18 protein-coding genes and 1 pseudogene are annotated in these 18,736 nt (G+C 63.8%); 9 read left to right on the top strand and 10 right to left on the bottom strand.

Annotated elements, in window-relative coordinates:
• Positions 1-20 precede the first annotated feature (20 nt).
• The 6 genes and pseudogenes from ACU0B3_RS01265 (at position 21) to ACU0B3_RS01240 (ending at position 6,039) form a co-directional block, all read left to right on the top strand.
• Positions 21-1,580 carry an extracellular solute-binding protein gene (locus ACU0B3_RS01265; protein ID WP_446258994.1) on the top strand — a complete coding sequence of 520 codons (1,560 nt, stop codon included), beginning with the start codon at positions 21-23 and terminating at the stop codon, positions 1,578-1,580.
• Between the two features lie 90 nt (positions 1,581-1,670).
• The gene (locus ACU0B3_RS01260; protein WP_446258993.1) at positions 1,671-4,001 is read left to right on the top strand and encodes a DUF4962 domain-containing protein; all 2,331 of its coding nucleotides are present in this window, start codon (positions 1,671-1,673) and stop codon (positions 3,999-4,001) included.
• Between the two features lie 16 nt (positions 4,002-4,017).
• The gene (locus ACU0B3_RS01255) at positions 4,018-4,350 is read left to right on the top strand and encodes a cupin domain-containing protein (RefSeq protein ID WP_446258992.1); all 333 of its coding nucleotides are present in this window, start codon (positions 4,018-4,020) and stop codon (positions 4,348-4,350) included.
• Between the two features lie 37 nt (positions 4,351-4,387).
• Positions 4,388-4,468 (top strand): annotated as a pseudogene (locus ACU0B3_RS01250) (NAD(P)-binding domain-containing protein); the annotation flags it as partial.
• 4 nt (positions 4,469-4,472) lie between these two features.
• A complete protein-coding gene (locus ACU0B3_RS01245; protein ID WP_446259562.1) occupies positions 4,473-5,270 on the top strand; it encodes an NAD(P)-dependent oxidoreductase in 798 nt (265 codons plus the stop codon).
• Positions 5,271-5,295: 25 nt separating this feature from the next.
• Complete coding sequence (locus tag ACU0B3_RS01240; protein WP_446258991.1) at positions 5,296-6,039, top strand: SDR family NAD(P)-dependent oxidoreductase; 744 nt, start codon at positions 5,296-5,298, stop codon at positions 6,037-6,039.
• A 19-nt stretch (positions 6,040-6,058) separates the two neighbouring features.
• Here the strand turns inward: ACU0B3_RS01240 and ACU0B3_RS01235 are convergent, their stop codons facing one another.
• Genes ACU0B3_RS01235 through ACU0B3_RS01200 form a run of 8 tightly spaced genes read right to left on the bottom strand, consistent with a single transcriptional unit; the run spans position 6,059 to position 13,061 of the window.
• A complete protein-coding gene (locus ACU0B3_RS01235; protein WP_446258990.1) occupies positions 6,059-6,727 on the bottom strand; it encodes a GntR family transcriptional regulator in 669 nt (222 codons plus the stop codon).
• A 15-nt stretch (positions 6,728-6,742) separates the two neighbouring features.
• The gene (locus tag ACU0B3_RS01230) at positions 6,743-7,954 is read right to left on the bottom strand and encodes a LeuA family protein (RefSeq protein ID WP_446258989.1); all 1,212 of its coding nucleotides are present in this window, start codon (positions 7,952-7,954) and stop codon (positions 6,743-6,745) included.
• A 28-nt stretch (positions 7,955-7,982) separates the two neighbouring features.
• Positions 7,983-8,858: a dioxygenase family protein gene (locus ACU0B3_RS01225; protein ID WP_446258988.1), complete on the bottom strand. Its 876-nt coding sequence runs from the start codon at positions 8,856-8,858 to the stop codon at positions 7,983-7,985.
• A gap of 10 nt (positions 8,859-8,868) precedes the next feature.
• Entirely contained in the window at positions 8,869-10,179 is a 1,311-nt protein-coding gene (locus ACU0B3_RS01220; RefSeq protein ID WP_446258987.1) for a TRAP transporter large permease, read from the bottom strand.
• Positions 10,180-10,182: 3 nt separating this feature from the next.
• On the bottom strand, positions 10,183-10,800 hold the full coding sequence (locus tag ACU0B3_RS01215) for a TRAP transporter small permease (protein ID WP_446258986.1): 618 nt from the start codon (positions 10,798-10,800) through the stop codon (positions 10,183-10,185).
• A gap of 23 nt (positions 10,801-10,823) precedes the next feature.
• Positions 10,824-11,915: a C4-dicarboxylate TRAP transporter substrate-binding protein gene (locus ACU0B3_RS01210; protein ID WP_446258985.1), complete on the bottom strand. Its 1,092-nt coding sequence runs from the start codon at positions 11,913-11,915 to the stop codon at positions 10,824-10,826.
• A gap of 15 nt (positions 11,916-11,930) precedes the next feature.
• Positions 11,931-12,395 (bottom strand): OsmC family protein, encoded by a 465-nt coding sequence (locus ACU0B3_RS01205; RefSeq protein WP_446258984.1) that lies wholly within the window; start codon positions 12,393-12,395, stop codon positions 11,931-11,933.
• Between the two features lie 12 nt (positions 12,396-12,407).
• On the bottom strand, positions 12,408-13,061 hold the full coding sequence (locus tag ACU0B3_RS01200) for a malonic semialdehyde reductase (RefSeq protein WP_446258983.1): 654 nt from the start codon (positions 13,059-13,061) through the stop codon (positions 12,408-12,410).
• Between the two features lie 130 nt (positions 13,062-13,191).
• On the opposite strand from ACU0B3_RS01200, the gene ACU0B3_RS01195 reads away from it, so the two are divergent.
• On the top strand, positions 13,192-13,578 hold the full coding sequence (locus ACU0B3_RS01195; protein WP_446258982.1) for a YciI family protein: 387 nt from the start codon (positions 13,192-13,194) through the stop codon (positions 13,576-13,578).
• 6 nt (positions 13,579-13,584) lie between these two features.
• Positions 13,585-15,177, top strand: a complete 1,593-nt coding sequence (gene mhpA / locus ACU0B3_RS01190) for a bifunctional 3-(3-hydroxy-phenyl)propionate/3-hydroxycinnamic acid hydroxylase MhpA (protein WP_446258981.1) — start codon at positions 13,585-13,587, stop codon at positions 15,175-15,177.
• 8 nt (positions 15,178-15,185) lie between these two features.
• Here mhpA and ACU0B3_RS01185 read toward each other — a convergent pair whose 3' ends face one another.
• Complete coding sequence (locus ACU0B3_RS01185) at positions 15,186-16,805, bottom strand: alkaline phosphatase family protein (protein WP_446258980.1); 1,620 nt, start codon at positions 16,803-16,805, stop codon at positions 15,186-15,188.
• Between the two features lie 22 nt (positions 16,806-16,827).
• On the bottom strand, positions 16,828-17,505 hold the full coding sequence (locus ACU0B3_RS01180; RefSeq protein ID WP_446258979.1) for a glutathione S-transferase family protein: 678 nt from the start codon (positions 17,503-17,505) through the stop codon (positions 16,828-16,830).
• A 146-nt stretch (positions 17,506-17,651) separates the two neighbouring features.
• Here ACU0B3_RS01180 and ACU0B3_RS01175 point away from each other — a divergent pair, with 146 nt between their 5' ends.
• On the top strand, positions 17,652-18,695 hold the full coding sequence (locus ACU0B3_RS01175; RefSeq protein WP_446258978.1) for a TAXI family TRAP transporter solute-binding subunit: 1,044 nt from the start codon (positions 17,652-17,654) through the stop codon (positions 18,693-18,695).
• Positions 18,696-18,736 lie beyond the last annotated feature (41 nt).

Below are 18,736 nucleotides of genomic sequence, written 5' to 3'. Positions count from 1 at the left end.
CGCAAATGGGAGGAAAACATATGCGTAAACTGAGCCTTGTGGCCGCCCTGCTTGCCGGCAGCGCGATCGCCACGCCTGCGCTGGCCGACGGCCATCTGCGGATCGTCGACGAACCGCTGGAGCTGACGATCCAGATGAACCACGCCCGCTACCCGATCTACGAGGAAAGCTGGCCCGTGGAGCAGGCCGCGCGCGCGTTGACGGGCATCCACCTGATCAACGACACCGTCGGCGCCAACATGCGCACGGACGAGAACACCGGACGGACCGAGGCGCTGAACCTGATGCTCGCCTCCGGCAACATCCCCGACATCGTGGGCTCCAGCCGCATCCGCGACTTCGTCAACCAATACGGCCCCGAGGGCGCCTTCATCCCGCTCAACGACCTGATCGAAGAGCACGCACCCAACATCGCCGCCTATTACGAAACACGGCCCGACATCGAAGCGGCCGTCAAAGCGTCCGACGGGCAGATGTACTACATCCCTTACCTGCCGGATGGAAAGTATGGACGGGCCTTCTGGATCCGCACCGACTGGCTCGACAAGCTGGGCCTCGACATGCCCGAGACGGTCGAGGAGTACGAAGAGGTGCTGCGCGCGTTCAAGACGCAGGATCCCAACGGCAACGGCCTCGCGGACGAGGTGCCTTTCTTTGCGCGCCAGTGGCCCGAGGTCGTGCGCCTCGTGACGCTCTGGGATGGCCGCGCCCACGGCTCGGACACCTACCACGACTTCCTCGTGGAAGACGGCAAGATCGGCCACGGCTATGTCGGCGAAGGCTACCGCGAAGGCATCAAGAACCTCGCGCGCTGGTACGAGGAAGGCCTGATCGACGCGGAGATCTTCACCCGTGGCTCGTCCGCGCGCGATTTCCTTCTGTCCGAGAACCTCGGCGGGTCGACCCATGACTGGTTCGCCTCCACCTCGGGCTACAACCGCCTCTCCTCGGAGATCGATGGCTTCGAGTTCAAGGCGTTCCTGCCGCCCGCGTCGCCCTCGGGCCGCCGCATCGAGGAGCACCGCCGCATCCTCGTGAAACCCGACGGCTGGGCCATCGGCCACACCAACGAGCACCCGGTCGAGACGATCAAGTATTTCGACTTCTGGTTCACCGAGGAAGGCCGCCGGCTCGCAAACTTTGGCGTCGAGGGCATGCACTACGACATGATCGACGGCAAGGCGATCTTCAAACAGGAGTTCCTGGACGCGGGACCGGTCAACCGCTCGCTCTATCAGGTGGGCTCGCAGCTGCAGGGCCGTGGCTATTTCCAGGACTACGGCTACGAGATCCAGTGGTCGAACGCGTTCGCGCTCGAGGGCATCGCGCTCTACGACACGATGGACCTCCTGATCCCGGACTTCCTCGGCGTTGCCTTCACGGCAGAGGAGCAGAAGGTCTATGACCGGACCTGGGCCAGCATCCGCGATTACATGCTCGAGCGCCAGCAAAGCTGGATCCTCGGCAATGGCGATGTCGAAGAGGACTGGGACGAATACATCGCCCAGATCGAGTCGATGGGCTGGGACGAGCTGATCGGCGTGATGCAATCGGCCTACGACCGTCAGTACGGCGGCTAATCGTCTACACTTCGCGCCCCGGGCCGGGCCCGGGGCCTCTTTCCGCCCCGCCGCGCGTGGGGCGGAGACCAGACCCCGAATGGATACCCCATGAACGCGCCGTCCGCCTCCTCGCTTCCCGATCTCGAAGAACCCAAAGCCGGCCGGCTGACCATTCAGTACGCGCCAAGTGCCGAGATGGACGTGGTGGAGAACCCGCCGCGCTTCACCTGGCTTCCGGTGATCGACGAGGCCGCGCGCTACGTGCTGCGTCTGTCCTCCGATCCCGCGTTCCCGGAGGGCGCGACACAGGTGTTCGAAGGTATCCCCTACAACTTTTTCACGCCCGACGTGGTGCTCGCACCCGGCACGCACCATTGGTCTTACGCCACCTGGGACAGCGCGCGCGGCGCCGCAACCAGCGGGTGGAGCGAGACGCGCAGTTTTACCGTTGGCGAGGGCCTGCCTGAGACGCCCCTGCCCCTGCGTGCGACGCGGCTGGACGAAGTGGAGACCGGGCACCCGCGGCTCTGGATGACGCCAGGCAGGCTTGCCGACTTCAAGACGGCGGTGAAAGCCGATCCCGGGCACTGCACCTGGGACACCTTCTTCGAAGGCTCCGTCCTGCCGTGGATGGCGCGCGCGGTGATGACCGAGCCGGCAGGCTACCCGAACCACCAGCGCACCGCGCCGGTCTGGCGGGCGACCTATATCGAACTGCAAGAGCTCTGGTACGCGATCCGGCACCTCGCCATCGGTGGCAAGGTGACAGAGGATGCCGAGATGACCACCCGCGCCAAGGAATGGCTCTTGGAAGCGGCAAGCTGGGACCCGATGGGCGTCACGTCGCGCGCCTATACCGATGAATGGGCCTACCGGGTGTGCAATGCGCTCGCCTGGGGCTACGACTGGCTTTACGACGATCTGAGCGCGGACGAACGCGCCACCGTGCGCGCCGCCCTCCTCGCCCGAACGCGCGACATCGCCGAGCACGCGATCCTCAACGCCAAGATCCACCTCTTTCCCTATGACAGCCACGCCGTGCGTTCGGTCTCGCTGGTGATCGTGCCGGCCTGCATCGCGCTCCTCGGAGACGACGCCGAGGACGAGGCGCGCGACTGGCTGAACTACTGCATCGAGTTTCTCTACATCGTCTATTCGCCCTGGGGCGATGCAGACGGCGGTTGGGCGGAGGGTGCGCAATACTGGATGATGGGCATGGCCTATCTCATCGACGCCGCGAACCGCCTCAAGAGCTTCACCGGCCTCGACCTCTATGCCCGCCCCTTCCTGCAGAACACTGGCGATTTCCCTCTTTACTGCAATGCGCCGACCACGTGGCGCGCCTCCTTCGGGGACGACAGCGCCTTGGGAGATTTGCCGGCCATCAAGACTGGGCTCAACATGCGCCAGCTCGCGGGGGTCACCGGCAAAGGCGCCTACCAGTGGTATTGCGCGCAGAACCTCGCGCTCAACCCCGGCACGGAGATGGCGTTCTACAACTGGGGATGGTGGGACACACGGTTTGACGAGCTTGTCTTCCAGACCGATTTCCCGGTGGTCGAGGCGAGCCCGCCCGAAGACGGCTTGCGCCATTTTCGCGGGATCGGCTGGGTGGGCGTCCAGCATGCCATGGCGGACCCAGACAACTATATCCAGTTCGTCTTCAAATCCTCGCCCTACGGTTCGATCAGTCACAGCCACGGCGATCAGAACGCGTTCTGCCTGGCCGCCTACGGCGAGGATCAGGCGATCCAGTCGGGCTATTGCGTCGCGTTCAACTCGAACATGCACCGCAACTGGCGCCGTCAGACCCGGTCCAAGAATGCCATCCTCATCAACGGCAAAGGGCAGTATGCCGAAAAGGACAAGGCCAGAGCGCTGAGCGCCACGGGCCGGATTGTTGCCGCAGAAGAGCGCGAGGATCACGTGTACATCTGCGGAGACGCGACGGCGGCCTACCAGAGCCTTTCGCCCGAGGTGACGCTGGCCGAGCGCGAGGTCTACTTCGTGCGGAACTCCTATTTCGTGATCGTGGACAAGGTGGACGCCTCCGAGCCGGTCACGATCGAATGGCTCCTGCACGCCAACGAACCGTTCGAGCTTGGCGCGTCATCCTTTCGCAATACGCAAAAGCGCTCGGGCTTTTACGGTCAGGTCGTCTGGTCCGAGGGCGGCAAGCCGGAAATCACCCAAAAGACCGAGTTCACGGACGTGGACCCGGCCGATTACGAGGGCCTGCCCGTCAGCACTTGCCTCACTGCCGCCTACCCCGCCGCCACGCGCCACCGGATCGCCACCCTGCTGGTGCCCTACAGGCTGGATGCGCCCAAGCGGATTTTCAACTTCATGGACGATCAGGGCTATGACGCCGATCTCTATTTCACCGACCCGGGCGAGAACACGTTCAAGGTCGTGATGAAGAAACTTGCCAACACCTGAGCCGCCGGAGACCGACATGAGCGTACAGAATTACTTCCCGAGCGATCAGTCCGAGCTGGAGCCGGTGGCCGAGGGCCTGAGCCGCAAGGTGGGCGCCTACAACGACAATCTGATGGTGGTCGAAGTGCACTTCGAGGCGGGCACCACCGCTCCCCTGCACCACCACCGGCACGAGCAGATCACCTATGTGATGTCTGGCCGGTTCGAGTTCACCGTCGGCGACAAGACCTACGTCGTGGGCCCGGGAGACTCGCTCTACAAAGAGCCGAACGTCGAGCACAGAGCGACTTGTCTAGAGTCCGGTACATTGCTCGACGTCTTTACCCCACATCGCGAGGACTTTGTTTGATGCCGCTCCTCCAAGACGCCTCAGAAAAGGGAATGTTATGACCAAACCCGTGATCGGTTTCATCGGCCTTGGCCTGATGGGCGGCAACTTGGCCGAGAACCTGCAGGCGCGTGGCTATGAGCTTGTCGTCTACGGACGCAAGCGTGGCGCCCTCGAAGCGGTGCTGGGCCGGGGGCAATGCGCGCGAGGCAGCCACCCCGCGGGAGCTGGCCGTCTCGAGCGACATCGTCATGCTTTGCGTGACCACCTCGGAGGTGGTCGACAGCTTGATCTACGGCGAGAACGACATCCTCGCCGGCATTCCCGAAGGCGCGACCGTGATCGACTTTGGAACGTCCATCCCCGCCTCTACGCGCAAGATCGGTGCGGACCTTGCAGACAAAGGCGCTGGCATGATCGACGCGCCACTCGGCCGGACGCCCGCCCATGCCAAGGACGGGCTCTTGAACATCATGGCGGCAGGCGACCGCGAGACATACGACAAAGTCAAGCCGGTCCTCGATGACCAGGGCGAGAATGTCTTTTACGTCGGCGCACTCGGCGCGGGGCATGCCACCAAGCTTATCAACAACTTCATCGGGATGACCACCGTCACCGCCATGAGCCAGGCCTTCGCCGTGGCGGACCGGAGCGGCATCGACCGGGGGCTGCTTTACGAAATCATGTCGGCGGGCCCCTCGAACTCGCCCTTCATGGGGTTTTGCAAAAACTACGCGGTGGATGGCGTGAGCAATCTGGGGTTCTCGATCAGCAACGCGAACAAGGACCTCGGCTACTTTCTGGCAATGGTCGAGGACCTCGGCACCCGGGCCGAGATCGCCGAGGGCACGTCGCACAACCTCGAGGCCGCAGTGGCCGCAGGCATGGGCGATGGCAACGTGCCGGAGATCTTCGACTACTTCATGACGCGCGCGCGCTGACAGCGCCAAACCCAAGGACAGCCCCATGAAACTTGCAGGCAAGACCGCCATCGTGACCGGCGGCGGACGCGACATCGGCGCCGCGATCGCCCGGAAGCTCGCCTCCGAAGGCGCCTCGGTCGCGATCAGCTACTTTGAAAGCTCGAAGGGCGCGGACAGCGTGGTCGCCGAGATCGAGGCGGCGGGCGGCAAGGCGCTGGCGGTGCAAGCTGACCTTAACACGCAAGAGGGTGTCGACGCTTTGGTGAGCGCCACTGTCGACGCCTATGGCGGGGTCGACGTGCTGGTGAACAACGCGGGCGGGCTCGTGGCGCGCAAGACGATCGCTGAGATGGACCTGGCGCACTGGAACCACGTGATGACGCTGAACCTGACCTCGACCTTCATGATGACCAAGGCGTGTCTGGAGCACATGCCGCAGGGCGCCATCGTGAACATCGCAAGCCAGGCGGGGCGCGACGGGGGCGGTCCGGGCGCGGTGCCCTATGCAACGTCCAAGGGCGCGGTGATGACCATGACGCGCGGTCTGGCCAAGGAGTTGGGTCCGGACATCCGCGTCAACGCGCTCTGCCCCGGCATGATCGACACGGATTTCCACAACATCCACACGCCCGACGCGGGCCGGCGCGGGTTCGAGGCGAATGCGCCGGTCAAGCGGCAGGGCCATGTGGACGACGCCGCCAACCTGGCGCTGTTCCTCGCCTGCGACGACAGCGCCTTCATGACCGGCACAAATATCGACATCAACGGGGGAATGCTCTTCTCATGAGTGCCGGCGGCACCAGCGGTCAGTCTATCCGTTCGGACAGGAAAGCGCCGGTCGCCTTGTAGTGTTCGATCAGCAGCCGCTGCGCGCGGGCGACGTCGCGTGCGAGGACCGCATCGAGGATGCCCTGATGCTCGTCCGCGACGTTGCGCCCGACATAATCCGCCGCGGCGCCCGCGATATAGCGATAGCGGATGTTGAGATCATAAAGCTGGGCGCAGAACCGCAACAGCAAGGGCCCGTCGCAGGCCGCGATCAGCGCTAGGTGGAAATCCTTGTGTCGCCGCTCGAAAAGGTCACGGTCCTGGGCCGGCGATGTTGCCATGCGGTGGTGCGCCAGGATCAGCTGCTCAGCGTAAGCTTCGTCCGCGCGCTCCATGCTCTGTCGCAGCGCCTTGGCCTCGAGCGTGCAGCGCAGGTCAAGGATTTCTTCAAAGTTCTCGCGGCTGGTCTCGGCGGTCCGAAACCCCCGCTGATCGAGCCGGACAACCAGCTGATCGGAGGTCAGAAGGCTCAGCGCCTCACGGATCGGAGACGCGCCGACCTCCAGCACCTCCCGCAGCGTTTCGATCTTGAGCCGGGTGCCGGGCGCCAGCTCGCCGGTCACGATCATGCGACTCAGGCGCGTATACGCGATCCGGGTTGCTGACGTCTCCTGCGGGGCAGCGTCCGGGGCCGGGCCAAGATACATCTCACACCTTTCCGGTCAGGCAGCCTTGACGGACGCGACGATGTTGACGAATTCCTCGTCCGACAGCACGTCGCGCTTGGCAATGCCGGTGGCTTTGACCTCGTCGAGGATCGCGGCGATCTTGTCGTCCTCGAGCTCGCCAAGACCCAGCTCGCCCATCTTGTAGATGATCGAGGCTTTCCCTGACTTCTTGCCGAGCACGACTTCACCGCTCTTACCGGTGAGCGCGGGATGGGTGGCGAACATCACAAGCGGGTCGTTCATCACGTAGTTGATGCCGATCCCGCTCTCGCGGATGAAGTTGCCGTGACCCAGCACCGGCTTGTTGCGCGCAATGGGGATGTTCGACTTTTCCGAGATCATCGCCGCCAGCTCGGGCAGCTTGTCGAGCTTGTAGTTGGTGTCGTAGCCGTAAAGGAGGTGCAGACCCATCATCAGCTCTTCGAGCGCCGCGTTGCCGGTGCGCTCACCCAAACCGTTGGCGCAGCTGTGGACGCAGACCGCCCCGGCTGTGACGGCGGCAAGCTCGGTCGCGACCCCCATCCCGAAGTCATTGTGCGTATGGATCTCGACCGGCAGGCCGGTCATGTCCGTCACCCAACGCACCATGTGCTTGATTGCCTCGGGCGTGGCGCAGCCCATCGTGTCGACGATCCCAATGCTGTCTGGCGGGGAATGCTCCATGACGTAGTCGCACAGGTTCGTCAGGTCGTCCTTGCGTGCGCGCGTCGTATCGTAAGGAAAAAAGAGCGCATGCAGGCCGTTCTCGCGCGCGTAGTTGATGACCGGTGCTGATTTCTCAGCCACCTCGCGCCAGGTCCAGCCGAACTGTGTCGTCAACTTAGGATAGCCGATGGGCACCTCGATCACCACGCCATCCGCACCGCATTCGAGCGCCATGTCGATGTCTTTCTGCATCGCGCGGGCAAAGGTAAACACCTTTGCGTCAAGGCCCAGTTTAGAGATCTGTGTGATGGCCTCTTTGTCCTGGGGCGACACGGCGGGCATCCCCGCTTCGATCCGGTCCACGCCCAGCTCGTTGAGCTTTGAGGCGATTTCGATCTTGTCGTCGACGGAAAAGACCACACCCGGCGTCTGCTCACCATCACGCAGGGTTGCATCATGGATCTCGACTTTCTCAGGCAGGTTCAGACCGCCCCGCACGTCATCGACGAAATTGTACGGGCTGACCCACCACTTGCCATCTTCGATATGTGTCTCGCGCATATGTTCTATCCTTTGCTCGGGGGCAGTTTCAGCCGTTTTCAGGCGCCAGGACAAAGTCGAAATCGACTTTGTACCAGGGCAGTGTCACGTTTTGCCCAACTGCCAAATCAGGCGGCAGTGCGGCGTGGTCGGTGTGTTCGGCGTAGTCCATGATCAGGTCTTCGCGCACGCCAAAGACAGCGTCTCGGTCGAGGTAGGGATCACCGTCCGCGAACACCTCGGTCACCAGCGTCTTGTGCCCTTCGGCTTGCACGATGAAGTGCAGATGCGACGGCCGCCAGGGCGTGCGCCCCGTCGCGCGGAAGAGCTCGCCGACCGGGCCGTCGTCGGGCACCTTGTAGGGGGCGGGCTTGACCGTGGTCAGCGCGTAGCGCCCGTCAGGCCCCGTCGTCAGCGTGCAGCAGAGGTTGAAATCCTCCTGCGCGGCGTCCTGGCTGTAGTAAAGTCCGTTCTCGGCGGTTTGCCACAGCTCGATCCGCGCGCCTTCGACCGGGGCTCCGCCGATGCTGCGCACATACCCTTCGACCACCACCGTGGCCCCCTCATTGTCCTGCTTGAGGTCCCCGCCCACGTCCATCTCCGGCGCACCAACCGAGTGGAACGGGCCCAGCACGCTTGACGATGTACCGTCATGCTGCGAGCCGATCATGTCAACGAGGGACGACATGCCCGTGACGTCCGACAGGAGCACGAACTCGTTGCGCTCGGGGCTCGAGATTTGCCCGGCATCGTAGAGGAACTTGAGCCCGCGCATCCACTCGGCATGGGTCAGCTGCGTCTCCTTGGCAAAGGCATGCGCATGTTCGACCATCTTGGATAGCACGAAAAGTGTGCGCGGATCGGTCTCCTCTCCGCAGTAATCCAGGAAAGCCTGGGTGATCGTGTCCATCGAAACGTTCTTCATCGGCAGGCTCCTAAGGCAAAAGCGCGGTGGACAAAATGGGGTAGCGGATCAGCACGATCAGAACGCAAAGCATGATCGCGGCAAAGGGCAGCGCGCCGAGGAACACGTCCTTGAGGCTGATATCTGCCCGGTTGAGCGTGCTCTTGATCACAAAGCAGGAGATCCCGAGGGGCGGCGTCAAAAGGCCGATCTCCGCGCCGATCACCGTGACGATCCCGAACCAGATGAGGCTGAGGTTCATCCCCTCGATCAGCGTGATGAAGAGTGGCACGACGATCAGGATGATCGAGGCGGTGTCGAGAAGCGTGCCCAGCACCAGCATCAGCAGCACATAGATCACCATGATCTGAAAGAACGACAGGTCCCAGTCCTGCAAGAGCTGGTCGAGCTCGTTCGGCAGACCGGCATACCCGAGCATCCGGCTGTAGAAGGACGCCATGGTGATCAGGAGCAGGATCGCGGCGGTGATATGCCCGGTCTCGACCAGCGCCGACCAGAAGCCGCTCCAGTCGATCGAGCGGCGCACCAGAGCGACGATCAGCGCCAGCGAGGCGCCCGCCGCGCCCGCCTCGACCGGAGTAAGCCAGCCGGTGTAGATGCCGCCCAGCACCATCACGATCAGCGCGACCACCGGCCACGCCTTGGCCGCCATCTCGCCCCAACTCATCGCGGCGCTGTCATCGACGCGGATGTCGCGCCCAATGTAGGACGGCCAGAAACGTGCCATCAGGTAGATCGCGGCGATATAGGCCGCCGTCAGGATGAGCCCGGGAATGATGCCCGCCAGGAACATGTGGCCCACCGATTGCTCGGCCACGAAGGAGTAGATGATCAGCATCGCGGACGGCGGGATGATCATGCCCAGCACAGAAGAGCCCGCCACAACCCCCACCGCAAAGCGGCGGTTGTAGCGAAAGTTCAGCATCTCCGGCACGGAAATCTTGGTGAACACGCTGGCCGACGCAATTGAAGAGCCGGTGATCGCGGCAAAGACGGCGTTCGCGCCCACCGTCGCCATGCCGATCCCCGCCAGCACACGCCGGAACGCCGAATTCATCACTTCGTAGATGTCGCGCCCGAGGCCCGCCTTGGACACCAAAAGCCCCATCAACGTGAACAACGGAATGGTCGCGAACTCGTATTCGGTGACCCCGTCACCCACGGCGACCTTGAGAAAGTTGAACGCCAGGATTGACTTGCCCGACATCACCCAGATCGACACGAAGGACACAAGTCCCAGCGCGATGGGAATGTAGAGACCGAGGTAGACCAGCGTCACGATGGCCGCGACCGAGATCATGCCGATTTCAACCGGGCTCATGGCTCAGACCTCGCCTTCGGACATCGGACCGGGCTCGGCATTGCCCAGCATCGCGCGGAAGAAAAAGAGGATGCCCGCCCAGGCGCAGCCAAAGGCGATGGCGAGCCGCGCCGGCCACCACGGCACCGTCAGGATGCCGGGCGTGCCGAAGTAGTCGCACCGGAGCAGCGCCGCCTTGAAGTCGGTCCAGATCTCGCCCGTGGGCGGCGCGCCGAATTCGGGCGGGGTAAAGAAGTGGCAGCTCTCGAAGGCCTCGACAAACTCCGGCCAAACCGTCCAGACGATCATCGCCATGAAGAGGCAGGAGATCGCCTGGATCGTCCGCTCCAGCGCGTCGCCGACACGCGGCCTGCGCGCGCGCATGAGGCCGGGAAACCCGTCCGAGCGGGTCAGGCGCCCGGTCCGCACCACGTCCGGCAATTGCAGAAAGACGATCAGCACCAAGGCAAAGATCACGATCTCGACCACGCCGCGGAAGGGCGCGCTGAAGACGCCCCGCGCGATCACATCGACATTCATGATAAAGACCAGCGCCAGCAGGACAAACGCCCCGCTGACGTTGGCAATGATGGCGACCGCCTCCACCCAGCGTCTTATTCTACGCAGTGTTGCGATCACCATCTGTCCTGCCCCTTGCGTCTGGATCAGTTGCTGAGTTCAGCCGACCAGTCGCGCAGCGGCGTCATGCCCGCGTCTTTGAGCTTGCCCATATAGGCGGCCAGCATCGCCGAGCCGGGACCGCCCGCGCGGTCGATCTCCGCCGCCCAGGACACCGCGATGTTCGGCATGGCATCTGCCCAGGCCTGGCGCTCTTCGGCGGTCATCTCAACCACCGTGCCGCCGCCGTCCTTGTAGGCTTGCAGCGAGGCCGCTGCCCGGTCCATGGCAACGCCCGCAACGTGGTCGCGGTACTCGATCGCGACAGCCTGCAGCACGTCCTTGACCTCATCGGGCAGGCCCGCCCAGACGTCCGCGTTCACCGTGACCGTCTTGGAGTTCACCGCACCCAAATCAGCGCGCAGCATGTAGGGCGCGACTTCGGCGATCTTGAAGGTCTTGGCCGCCTCCGGCCACAGCATCGCAGCATCGACGACGCCGGTTTGCAGCATGTTGTAGAAGTTCGGCAGGCCGCCGCGCACGCCCGCTGCACCGGGAATGCCTTCGAGATAGCGCAAGTTGTAGCCCGCGCCCGCCACCTTGAGCCCTTCGAGGTCCGCAAGCGAGTTGATCGGCGTCTTGGAGAACATCTGATACGTGTCGAGCACAACGCCCGTGGCGAGATAGACCTGGTTCTCGGCGGCGAGCTCCGCGGCCATCTGCGGGAATTCTTTGGCGATCTCGTCCACCGCCTTGGCCACGACACGCGCGTCTGCGGCGACAAACGGCGTCACAGCCGAGATGCCTTGCGACGGCAACGCCGAGTTGTGGAAGATCGTCGTGACAATGCCGATGTCGCCGAGGCCCAGCTTGATCCCTTCGAGCACGCCGCGCGGCTTGACGATCTGACCCCCGTAGGCCTCCATCCAGTCGATCTTGTAATTGCCCGACTTGGCCAGCTCCTCGTTCACGCGCGGAATAAAGAAGTTGGTGAACTCCTGCACCCACATCGCCCGAGCCGGATAGCCGTCGATCGCCGTCATGCGGATCGTTTCTTGCGCTGTCGCCGCACCACCAAGCGCGCCAAGGCCCCCAAGTGCCAGCCCCGCGGCCAGCGCCATACGCCGTGTGAAAGTCATGGGTTTCCTCCCGGTTTAGGTGTCGCTGGCTTTGCGCCAGTCCTCTTGAATATCGGTGCCCGCCTCGCGAAAGAGCTTGGAGAGAGGACAGTATTTGGCGACTTCAGCGGCGACCCGCGCAAGCTCATCAGTCGAGGCAGACCCGTCCGCCACCACACTCAGCGTGATCGCCTCGAACGGCACGTCGATCTCTTCGGCAAGCGTCACGCCCAGCCGGTTGAACGTGCACTCGGCAGAGATCGACAGATGTCCGATGTCGATCCCGAGCTTTTGCGCGCATTTGTGGCCGATGATGTTGGTGCACCCGATCAATGCGCTGAGCGCGGTATCGGTGGGCGTGAAGCCCTGGTTCGTGCCGCCGCGCGCCTCCGGCTCGTCGATAACCTGCATCAGGTCCCGGACCGAGACCTCGGCACGCGCGTGGGTCGGGCAGCTGGCCTTTGCCGACAGCGTCACCGAAGTCTTTGCACGCATCGCCATCGCCCCTCCCCCTCAGACGATCTCGCAGACGTCGCCAAACTCGAACCGCGGCAGACGCTGGAACAGCGCGCTCTCGTCGGCGTATCCCACGTTGCACAGGAAGTTCGATTTGAGCGGGGTGCCGTCAAAAAACTCGGCATCGACCACCGCATTGTCGAACCCCGAGATGGCTCCGACATCGAGCCCCAGCGCACGCGCGGCGACCATGAAATAGGCGCCTTGCAGGGTAGAATTGCGGAACGCCGTAGTCTCGATATGCTGCGCCTTGCCCTCGAACATCGGCCGGCGGTCTTCGTGCGGGAAGAGCTGCGGCAGCTTCTCCCAAAACGCCAGATCGTAGGCGATGATGGCCGTCACGGGCGCGCCCAGCACCTTTAGCACGTTGGCGGATTTGAGCGACTTGGCGAGCCGCGCCTTGCCCTCCTCGGAGCGCACGAACAAAAACCGCGCGGGGCAGCTGTTCATGCTGGTCGGCCCCATGCGGGTGAGGTCGTAGACCTCGCGCAGCAGCGCATCCGGCACCTGTTTGTCGGTCCAGGCATAGTGCGATCGGGCCTCGGACAAGATCAATGCGATCTCGTCGGCGCCCAACGCCTCGATCCGCCCTCGCAGCGACGTCACCGCCTCTTGCGCCTTGCGACGCAAGCCCTCCATCGTCTCGGTCACGGTGTTCTCCCTCCCCCGCGGTCCGCGTCAGATAATCGTTATTTTTGATCTCTGTCCAATAAAATCGATTTTTTGTTTGACCCCATCGCGCCCGTCAATAGCATCGCGGGCGTAGCAAAGGAGGTGGCAGATGCCTGCGTGGGAGACCTACAAAGCCGAAGCGAAATCGCGCGGCGCGCTCGCGATGGAGCTTTATGTCGTGCACTCGACGCCAAACGCGGACATGGAGCTGGTCAAGGCCACCCTGCCCGACCATCTGGCCTACCAAAAGCAGATGGAGGCGGCCGGCACGCTCTTTCTGGCCGGTCCCGTCTCCGACCTTTCAGGCAAAGAAATGCAGGCGCAAGGGATGATCATCTACCGTGCCGAAAGTCTCGAGGCGGCCCGAGCAGTGGCAGAAGCGGACCCGATGCACGCCACCGGAGCGCGGTCATTCGAGATCCGCAAATGGCTGGTCAACGAGGGCAGCCTCTCCCTGTCGGTGGCGCTTTCCGGGCAGTCCGCTTCCCTTGGGTGAGATAGCATGACGGCGCAAAACGTCGCGGCCGCGCCGCCCGAGCAGCGCCAAGCCGAGGTCGCAATCGTGGGCGCAGGGCCCGTAGGTTTGATGCTCGCGATCCTTCTGGGGCGGCACGGCATCTCTGTTGCGATCTATGACAAGTGGCCGGAGGTGTATGACCGCCCGCGCGCGGTCACGATGGACGCCGAAGTGGCGCGTATCCTTGCAACGCTGGACATCGACGTGGACCTTGACCCGGCCTTCGAGAACCACCGGGAGCTCTACTATTGGAAGAACGCCGCGCTCGAGGATCTGCAGATCGTCGACTGGGAGAGCCTCGCACCCTGCGGCTGGCACGTAACTTACTGGTTTAACCAACCCCAGCTCGAGGCGCGCCTGATCGAGATGGCCGAGGCACTGCCGAACATCCATCTGGCGCGCGGCTGGACCGCGACTGAGCTCGAAAAGGATGACACGGGCGTTTCGCTCACGCTGCGGGATACTGCCACCGGGCAAATGAGCCAAACGGTGACCGCCCAGTACCTCGTAGGTGCCGATGGGGCGAACAGCTTTGTGCGCGAGGCGCTGGGGCTCGAGACCATCGACAAGGGCTACTTCTTCGATTGGCTGATCCTCGACATGATCCCGGAGCCGGGCTTCACCGTCTCGCCAGCCCAGTGGCAGCTGTGCGATCCCAAGCGCCCGACGACCATCGTGCCCGGAGGGCCGGGCCGGCGGCGGTGGGAGTTCATGGTGCTGCAGGGGGAGAGCAACGCTGAGATTTCCGAACCAGAAGCGGCGTGGCGCCTTTTGGAACCTTGGGGGCTGACGCCAAACAACGCGGAGCTCGAGCGCAGCGCGGTCTACCGGTTTCAGGCACGCTGGACCAAAGCTTGGGTGGCGGGGCGCTGCATGATCGCCGGGGACGCTGCGCACCTGATGCCGCCCTTCGCGGGCGAAGGCATGTGCGCAGGGCTTCGCGATGCGGTGGCGCTTGCCTGGCGGCTGCGCGGGATGCTGGACGGCACGCTCGGCCCGCAGGTCCTGCAAAGCTACGAGAGCGAGCGCATCGCCCATGCCAAACACTATATCCAGTTCAGCCAGGACCTCGGCGACATCATTTGCATCGCCGATCCCCAAAAGGCCGAGGCGCGCGACGCGCGGATGAAGGCCGATCTGGCCGCACGCGATTTCGAGCCGATCACGGGTGACCTCGTCAAGCTCGGGCCGGGCCTTTGGTGCGCCGAGACGCCGGACGCGGGTGCATTGTCACCTCAGGGCCGGGTGCGGTTCGAGGGCCGCGAGGACCGGTTCGATCAGGCGGTCGGTCAGGGATGGATGCTGCTGGGGCTGGACGCGCCCTTAGGCGACCTGTTGACGCCGGACCAGTCGGAGGCTTGGGAGCGGCTCGGCGGCAGGGCGTTCAGGATTGGGTCTGACGCTGGCCCGGCGGATGTGACAGCGCTCGATGATACCTATGCGGAATGGCGCGCCGATGGCGTGGCCTATGTCCTCATCCGCCCGGACTTCTATGTCGCGGCAACGGCAAGCACCGCAGGCGAGATGCGCGGCTGCCTCGACCGTCTCTTGAACGACTTGCTGCCCGCCAAAATCTAAAACGCCGGTTAGGGCAAAGGCTCGGTCAGGTGCGGCGGCATGGTCAGGCCGGCCGCCTCCAATTCCTCCTGATCGAGGTAGGCGATGTAGATGCCCGGAGGCTCCCTACCGGTGGTCATCCGCTCGATCATCTCGGGCGTGCGGGTGATCCGGTTGTGGTGCTTGCGCGCCCAGGCGAAGTGCAAATCGCGCAGGCGGTCGAGCTCGGCTCGGTGCGCGTCGCTGTCGCCGAGATCGTGCAGCTCCTCCGGGTCGGTCTCGAGGTCGAAGAGCATCGGGCGCATCGTCTCGGCGTGGATATATTTCCAGCGCCCGTCGAACACCATCACCAGCCGTGCGTCGCTTTGGTCCACCCCGAGCGGCCGGCGGGCGTCGCGCGTGGCGTAGTCGTATTCCGAGATGCAGTGATCCCGCCATTCGGTGTCTTGCCCGTGCAAAAGCGGCGTCAGCGCCCTGCCCTCGTAGATATGCGGGAGTGCCGAACCGCCTATCAGCTCTTGAAAGGTCGGGGCAAGGTCGATCCCCTCGATCAGCTTGTCCGTCGCGGTGCCGCGTGTGGCGTCCGCCTCTGCCCGAGGGTCGTAGACGATCAGCGGGATGCGTGCGGAGCAATCGTAAAAGAGATCCTTCTCCCCCATCCAGTGATCACCCATATTGTCGCCGTGATCGGAGCAGAAGACCACCATCGTATCCTGCATCCGCCCGCTGGACTCGAGGTAGTCGAAGAGCCGGCCCATCTGGTCGTCGAGTTCCTTGATCAGACCCATATAGACCGGCGCCACGATGTCCCTTACCTCGTCCCGCGAAAAACTCTCGCAAATCCGCGTTTTGGTCCATTCACGCATCAGCGGGTGACTGTGCTCGCCCTCCCGCCGATTCACGGGAGGCAGATCGGAGGCGGAGTACATGTCGTTGTAGGGCGCGGGCGCCAAGTATGGCCAGTGCGGCTTGATATAGCTCAAATGACAGAGCCAGGGCGCGTCGCCTTGCGCCTCGATGAACTCGATTCCGCGGGTGGTGAGCCAGGCTGTCTCCGAATGCTCCTTTGGCACGCGGGCAGGCAGAGGCGCGGTCTCGAGGAGCCAGCCGGATTTCTTTGACCCATCGGGCGCGATGGCGGTGTTGGCCCATTCCTCCCACGGGGTCTCTCCGCCCATGCCGTGCGCGCGCAGATACGCCTCGTAGTCTTCGGCGTGCCGGTTCTTGTCGATGGCAGCATTGGTGCCGTCGTCGCGGACAAAGACCTCGAATCCGCATTCGCTGACCCGCGCGCCAATCTCGCTTTCGGGATCGAGGCCAAGTCGGGCCATGCCTTCGAGATCGGGGCGCATGTGCGTCTTGCCGACCAGCGTGCTCGTCACGCCGAGATCGCGCAGGTGATCACCCATGGTTGGCTCGCCGACGCGCAGGGGGAACCCGTTCCAAGTCGCGCCGTGACTGCGCACGTAGCGCCCGGTGTAAAAGCTCATGCGGCTGGGTCCGCAGATCGGCGATTGCACATAGGCCCGGTCAAACCGCACGCCCTTGGCGGCAAGCCGGTCGATATTGGGCGTGTCGATATGGGTGGCGCCGTAGCAGCTGAGGTAATCCCAGCGCAGTTGGTCGGCCATGATCCACAGAACGTTCATCGCAAATCCTCCCGCCGGTCCGTTACCGGGGCGCCATGTAGAGGCCCTCGGCCTCGAGCGTTTCGATGTTGCGCGCCTCGCGCGCCATGGCGCGCTGCACCGCCGGGCGTTCCTGGCTCAGCGCGAAGTGGCGGGTGATGTGGGCAAAGTCGCTGCCGTCGAACCCGACGCCGGTGATGCGCGACCAGACCCAGAAGAGGTAGCCGTCCACCACGGACCACTCAGCGCCATACCACCAGGGCCCGTCCTCTAGCCGCGCGTCGATCATCGCCATGATCTTGCGCATGTCCTCGGTGCCCTTGGGACGCACCGTTTCAAACGATTGCGCAGCGTCGGGGATCATCTTCATCGGCATGGCGATGCGCGTGACGACCGGGTGCACCGTGCCGGCAAAGAAGGCCAGATCCGCCGTCTGCCGCGCTGCTTCCAGCGCGTCCAGAGGCTCGGGCAGCAGCTTTGCTTCGGGATAGCTCGCCGCCAGCCACCGTAGGATTGCGACATTCTCCGTAAGAGGTGCGCCGTCGATCAAAAGTGTCGGGACCTTTCCCTTGGGGTTGATCGCAAGGAACTCGGGCGAGGTCTGCTGGCCGGCCGCAGTGCGGATCAGCTCGGTCTCGAACGAAACGCCGATCTCTTCGAGCGCGATGGTCGGCACCCGCGCGCACGTGTTGGGGGCAACGAATAGCTTTAACTCCGGCATTGCGCGATGTCCCGATCTGGCTACTAATGTCAGAACCAAAAATATCGATTTTTTGGCCGTGTGGGAGAGTTAAGCAGGTCCCAAAGGTCCTGTCACGGCCAAAGACGCAAGTAAAAACAACACAGTATCATCTGGGAGGAGATACCATGAGACCATCGGCTTTGGCGGCGTTTGCCGCAGCAGCGTGTTTGGGGACAAGTGCGTTCGCGCAGGGTCTTTTAACCGCCGAGACGGCAGCACCCAACACAACGCCCGGCATTTCGATCATTTCGCTCTCCGAGGCGGCGGCGCAGGCGGGCGTGGCGGACATCCAGGTGACCTCCGGGCAAACGCTGACCAATTCGGTACAGAACGTCGCCGAGGGCAAGTCGGACATCGCGGCGGCGCCGTTTATCCTGCCCTTCCTGATGTCGCGCGGCGTCGGCCCCTACGCCAAGCTCGGCAAGGAAGACGGCAGTGCGCTCGCAAGCAACCTCGCCGTTCTCTACACGTACCGCATCTCGGTGCAGGGGCTCTACGCCTACGACAGCTCGAACATCAGCGGCTGGGACGGGCTCGAGGGCAAGACCATCTTTAACGGCCCGCCGCGCGGCGCGGCGCTCACCAATGCGCGGCTGCTGATCAAGACGATCACCGGCCTCGACGAAGGCACGGGCTACACCGGCGTGCAGGTCAACTGGGGACAGGCGGTCAAGACGATCCAGGACGGCTCGGCCGACGCGTTCGTGCTGCCGCAATCCTTCCCGGACTCGCGCATTTCCGCGGCGGTGTCCTCGGGCGACATGACGGTGTTCTCCATGCCGAAGGACGTCTTTGAAAGCGACGCCTTTGCCAACATCGCGGGCCTTCCCGGTACGGTCGCCTTTTCGATGCCGGTTGCGGACATGGGCTACGGCGACAACGTGACGGTGGTATCCGAGGACGGCACGTTCCGCGGTCCCGGCACCGTGGGCGGGGACATCGTGAACGTGAACATGGATTTCGACACGGCCAAGGGCCTGACGGCGGCCTTTATCGAGAACATCGAGTCGATCTATCACGCCAAGTCTTCGTTCATGGCCTCGGCCTGGCACGGGGAGACCGACATGGCGCTGACCGACATGTGCGGCAACAACCCGATGAAATACCATCCTGGCGCGGTCGCCGCATGGGAAGAGGCAGGCTACACGCTGCCCGATTGCGCCAAGTGATCGCGTGACCTGAAGGCCCGCTTCAGGGCCTGACGACCGGC

The organism is Pseudaestuariivita sp., assembly GCF_052825805.1.
The sequence above is the reverse complement of the archived record's forward strand: the minus strand, read 5'-3'. Positions and strand labels throughout refer to the sequence as shown.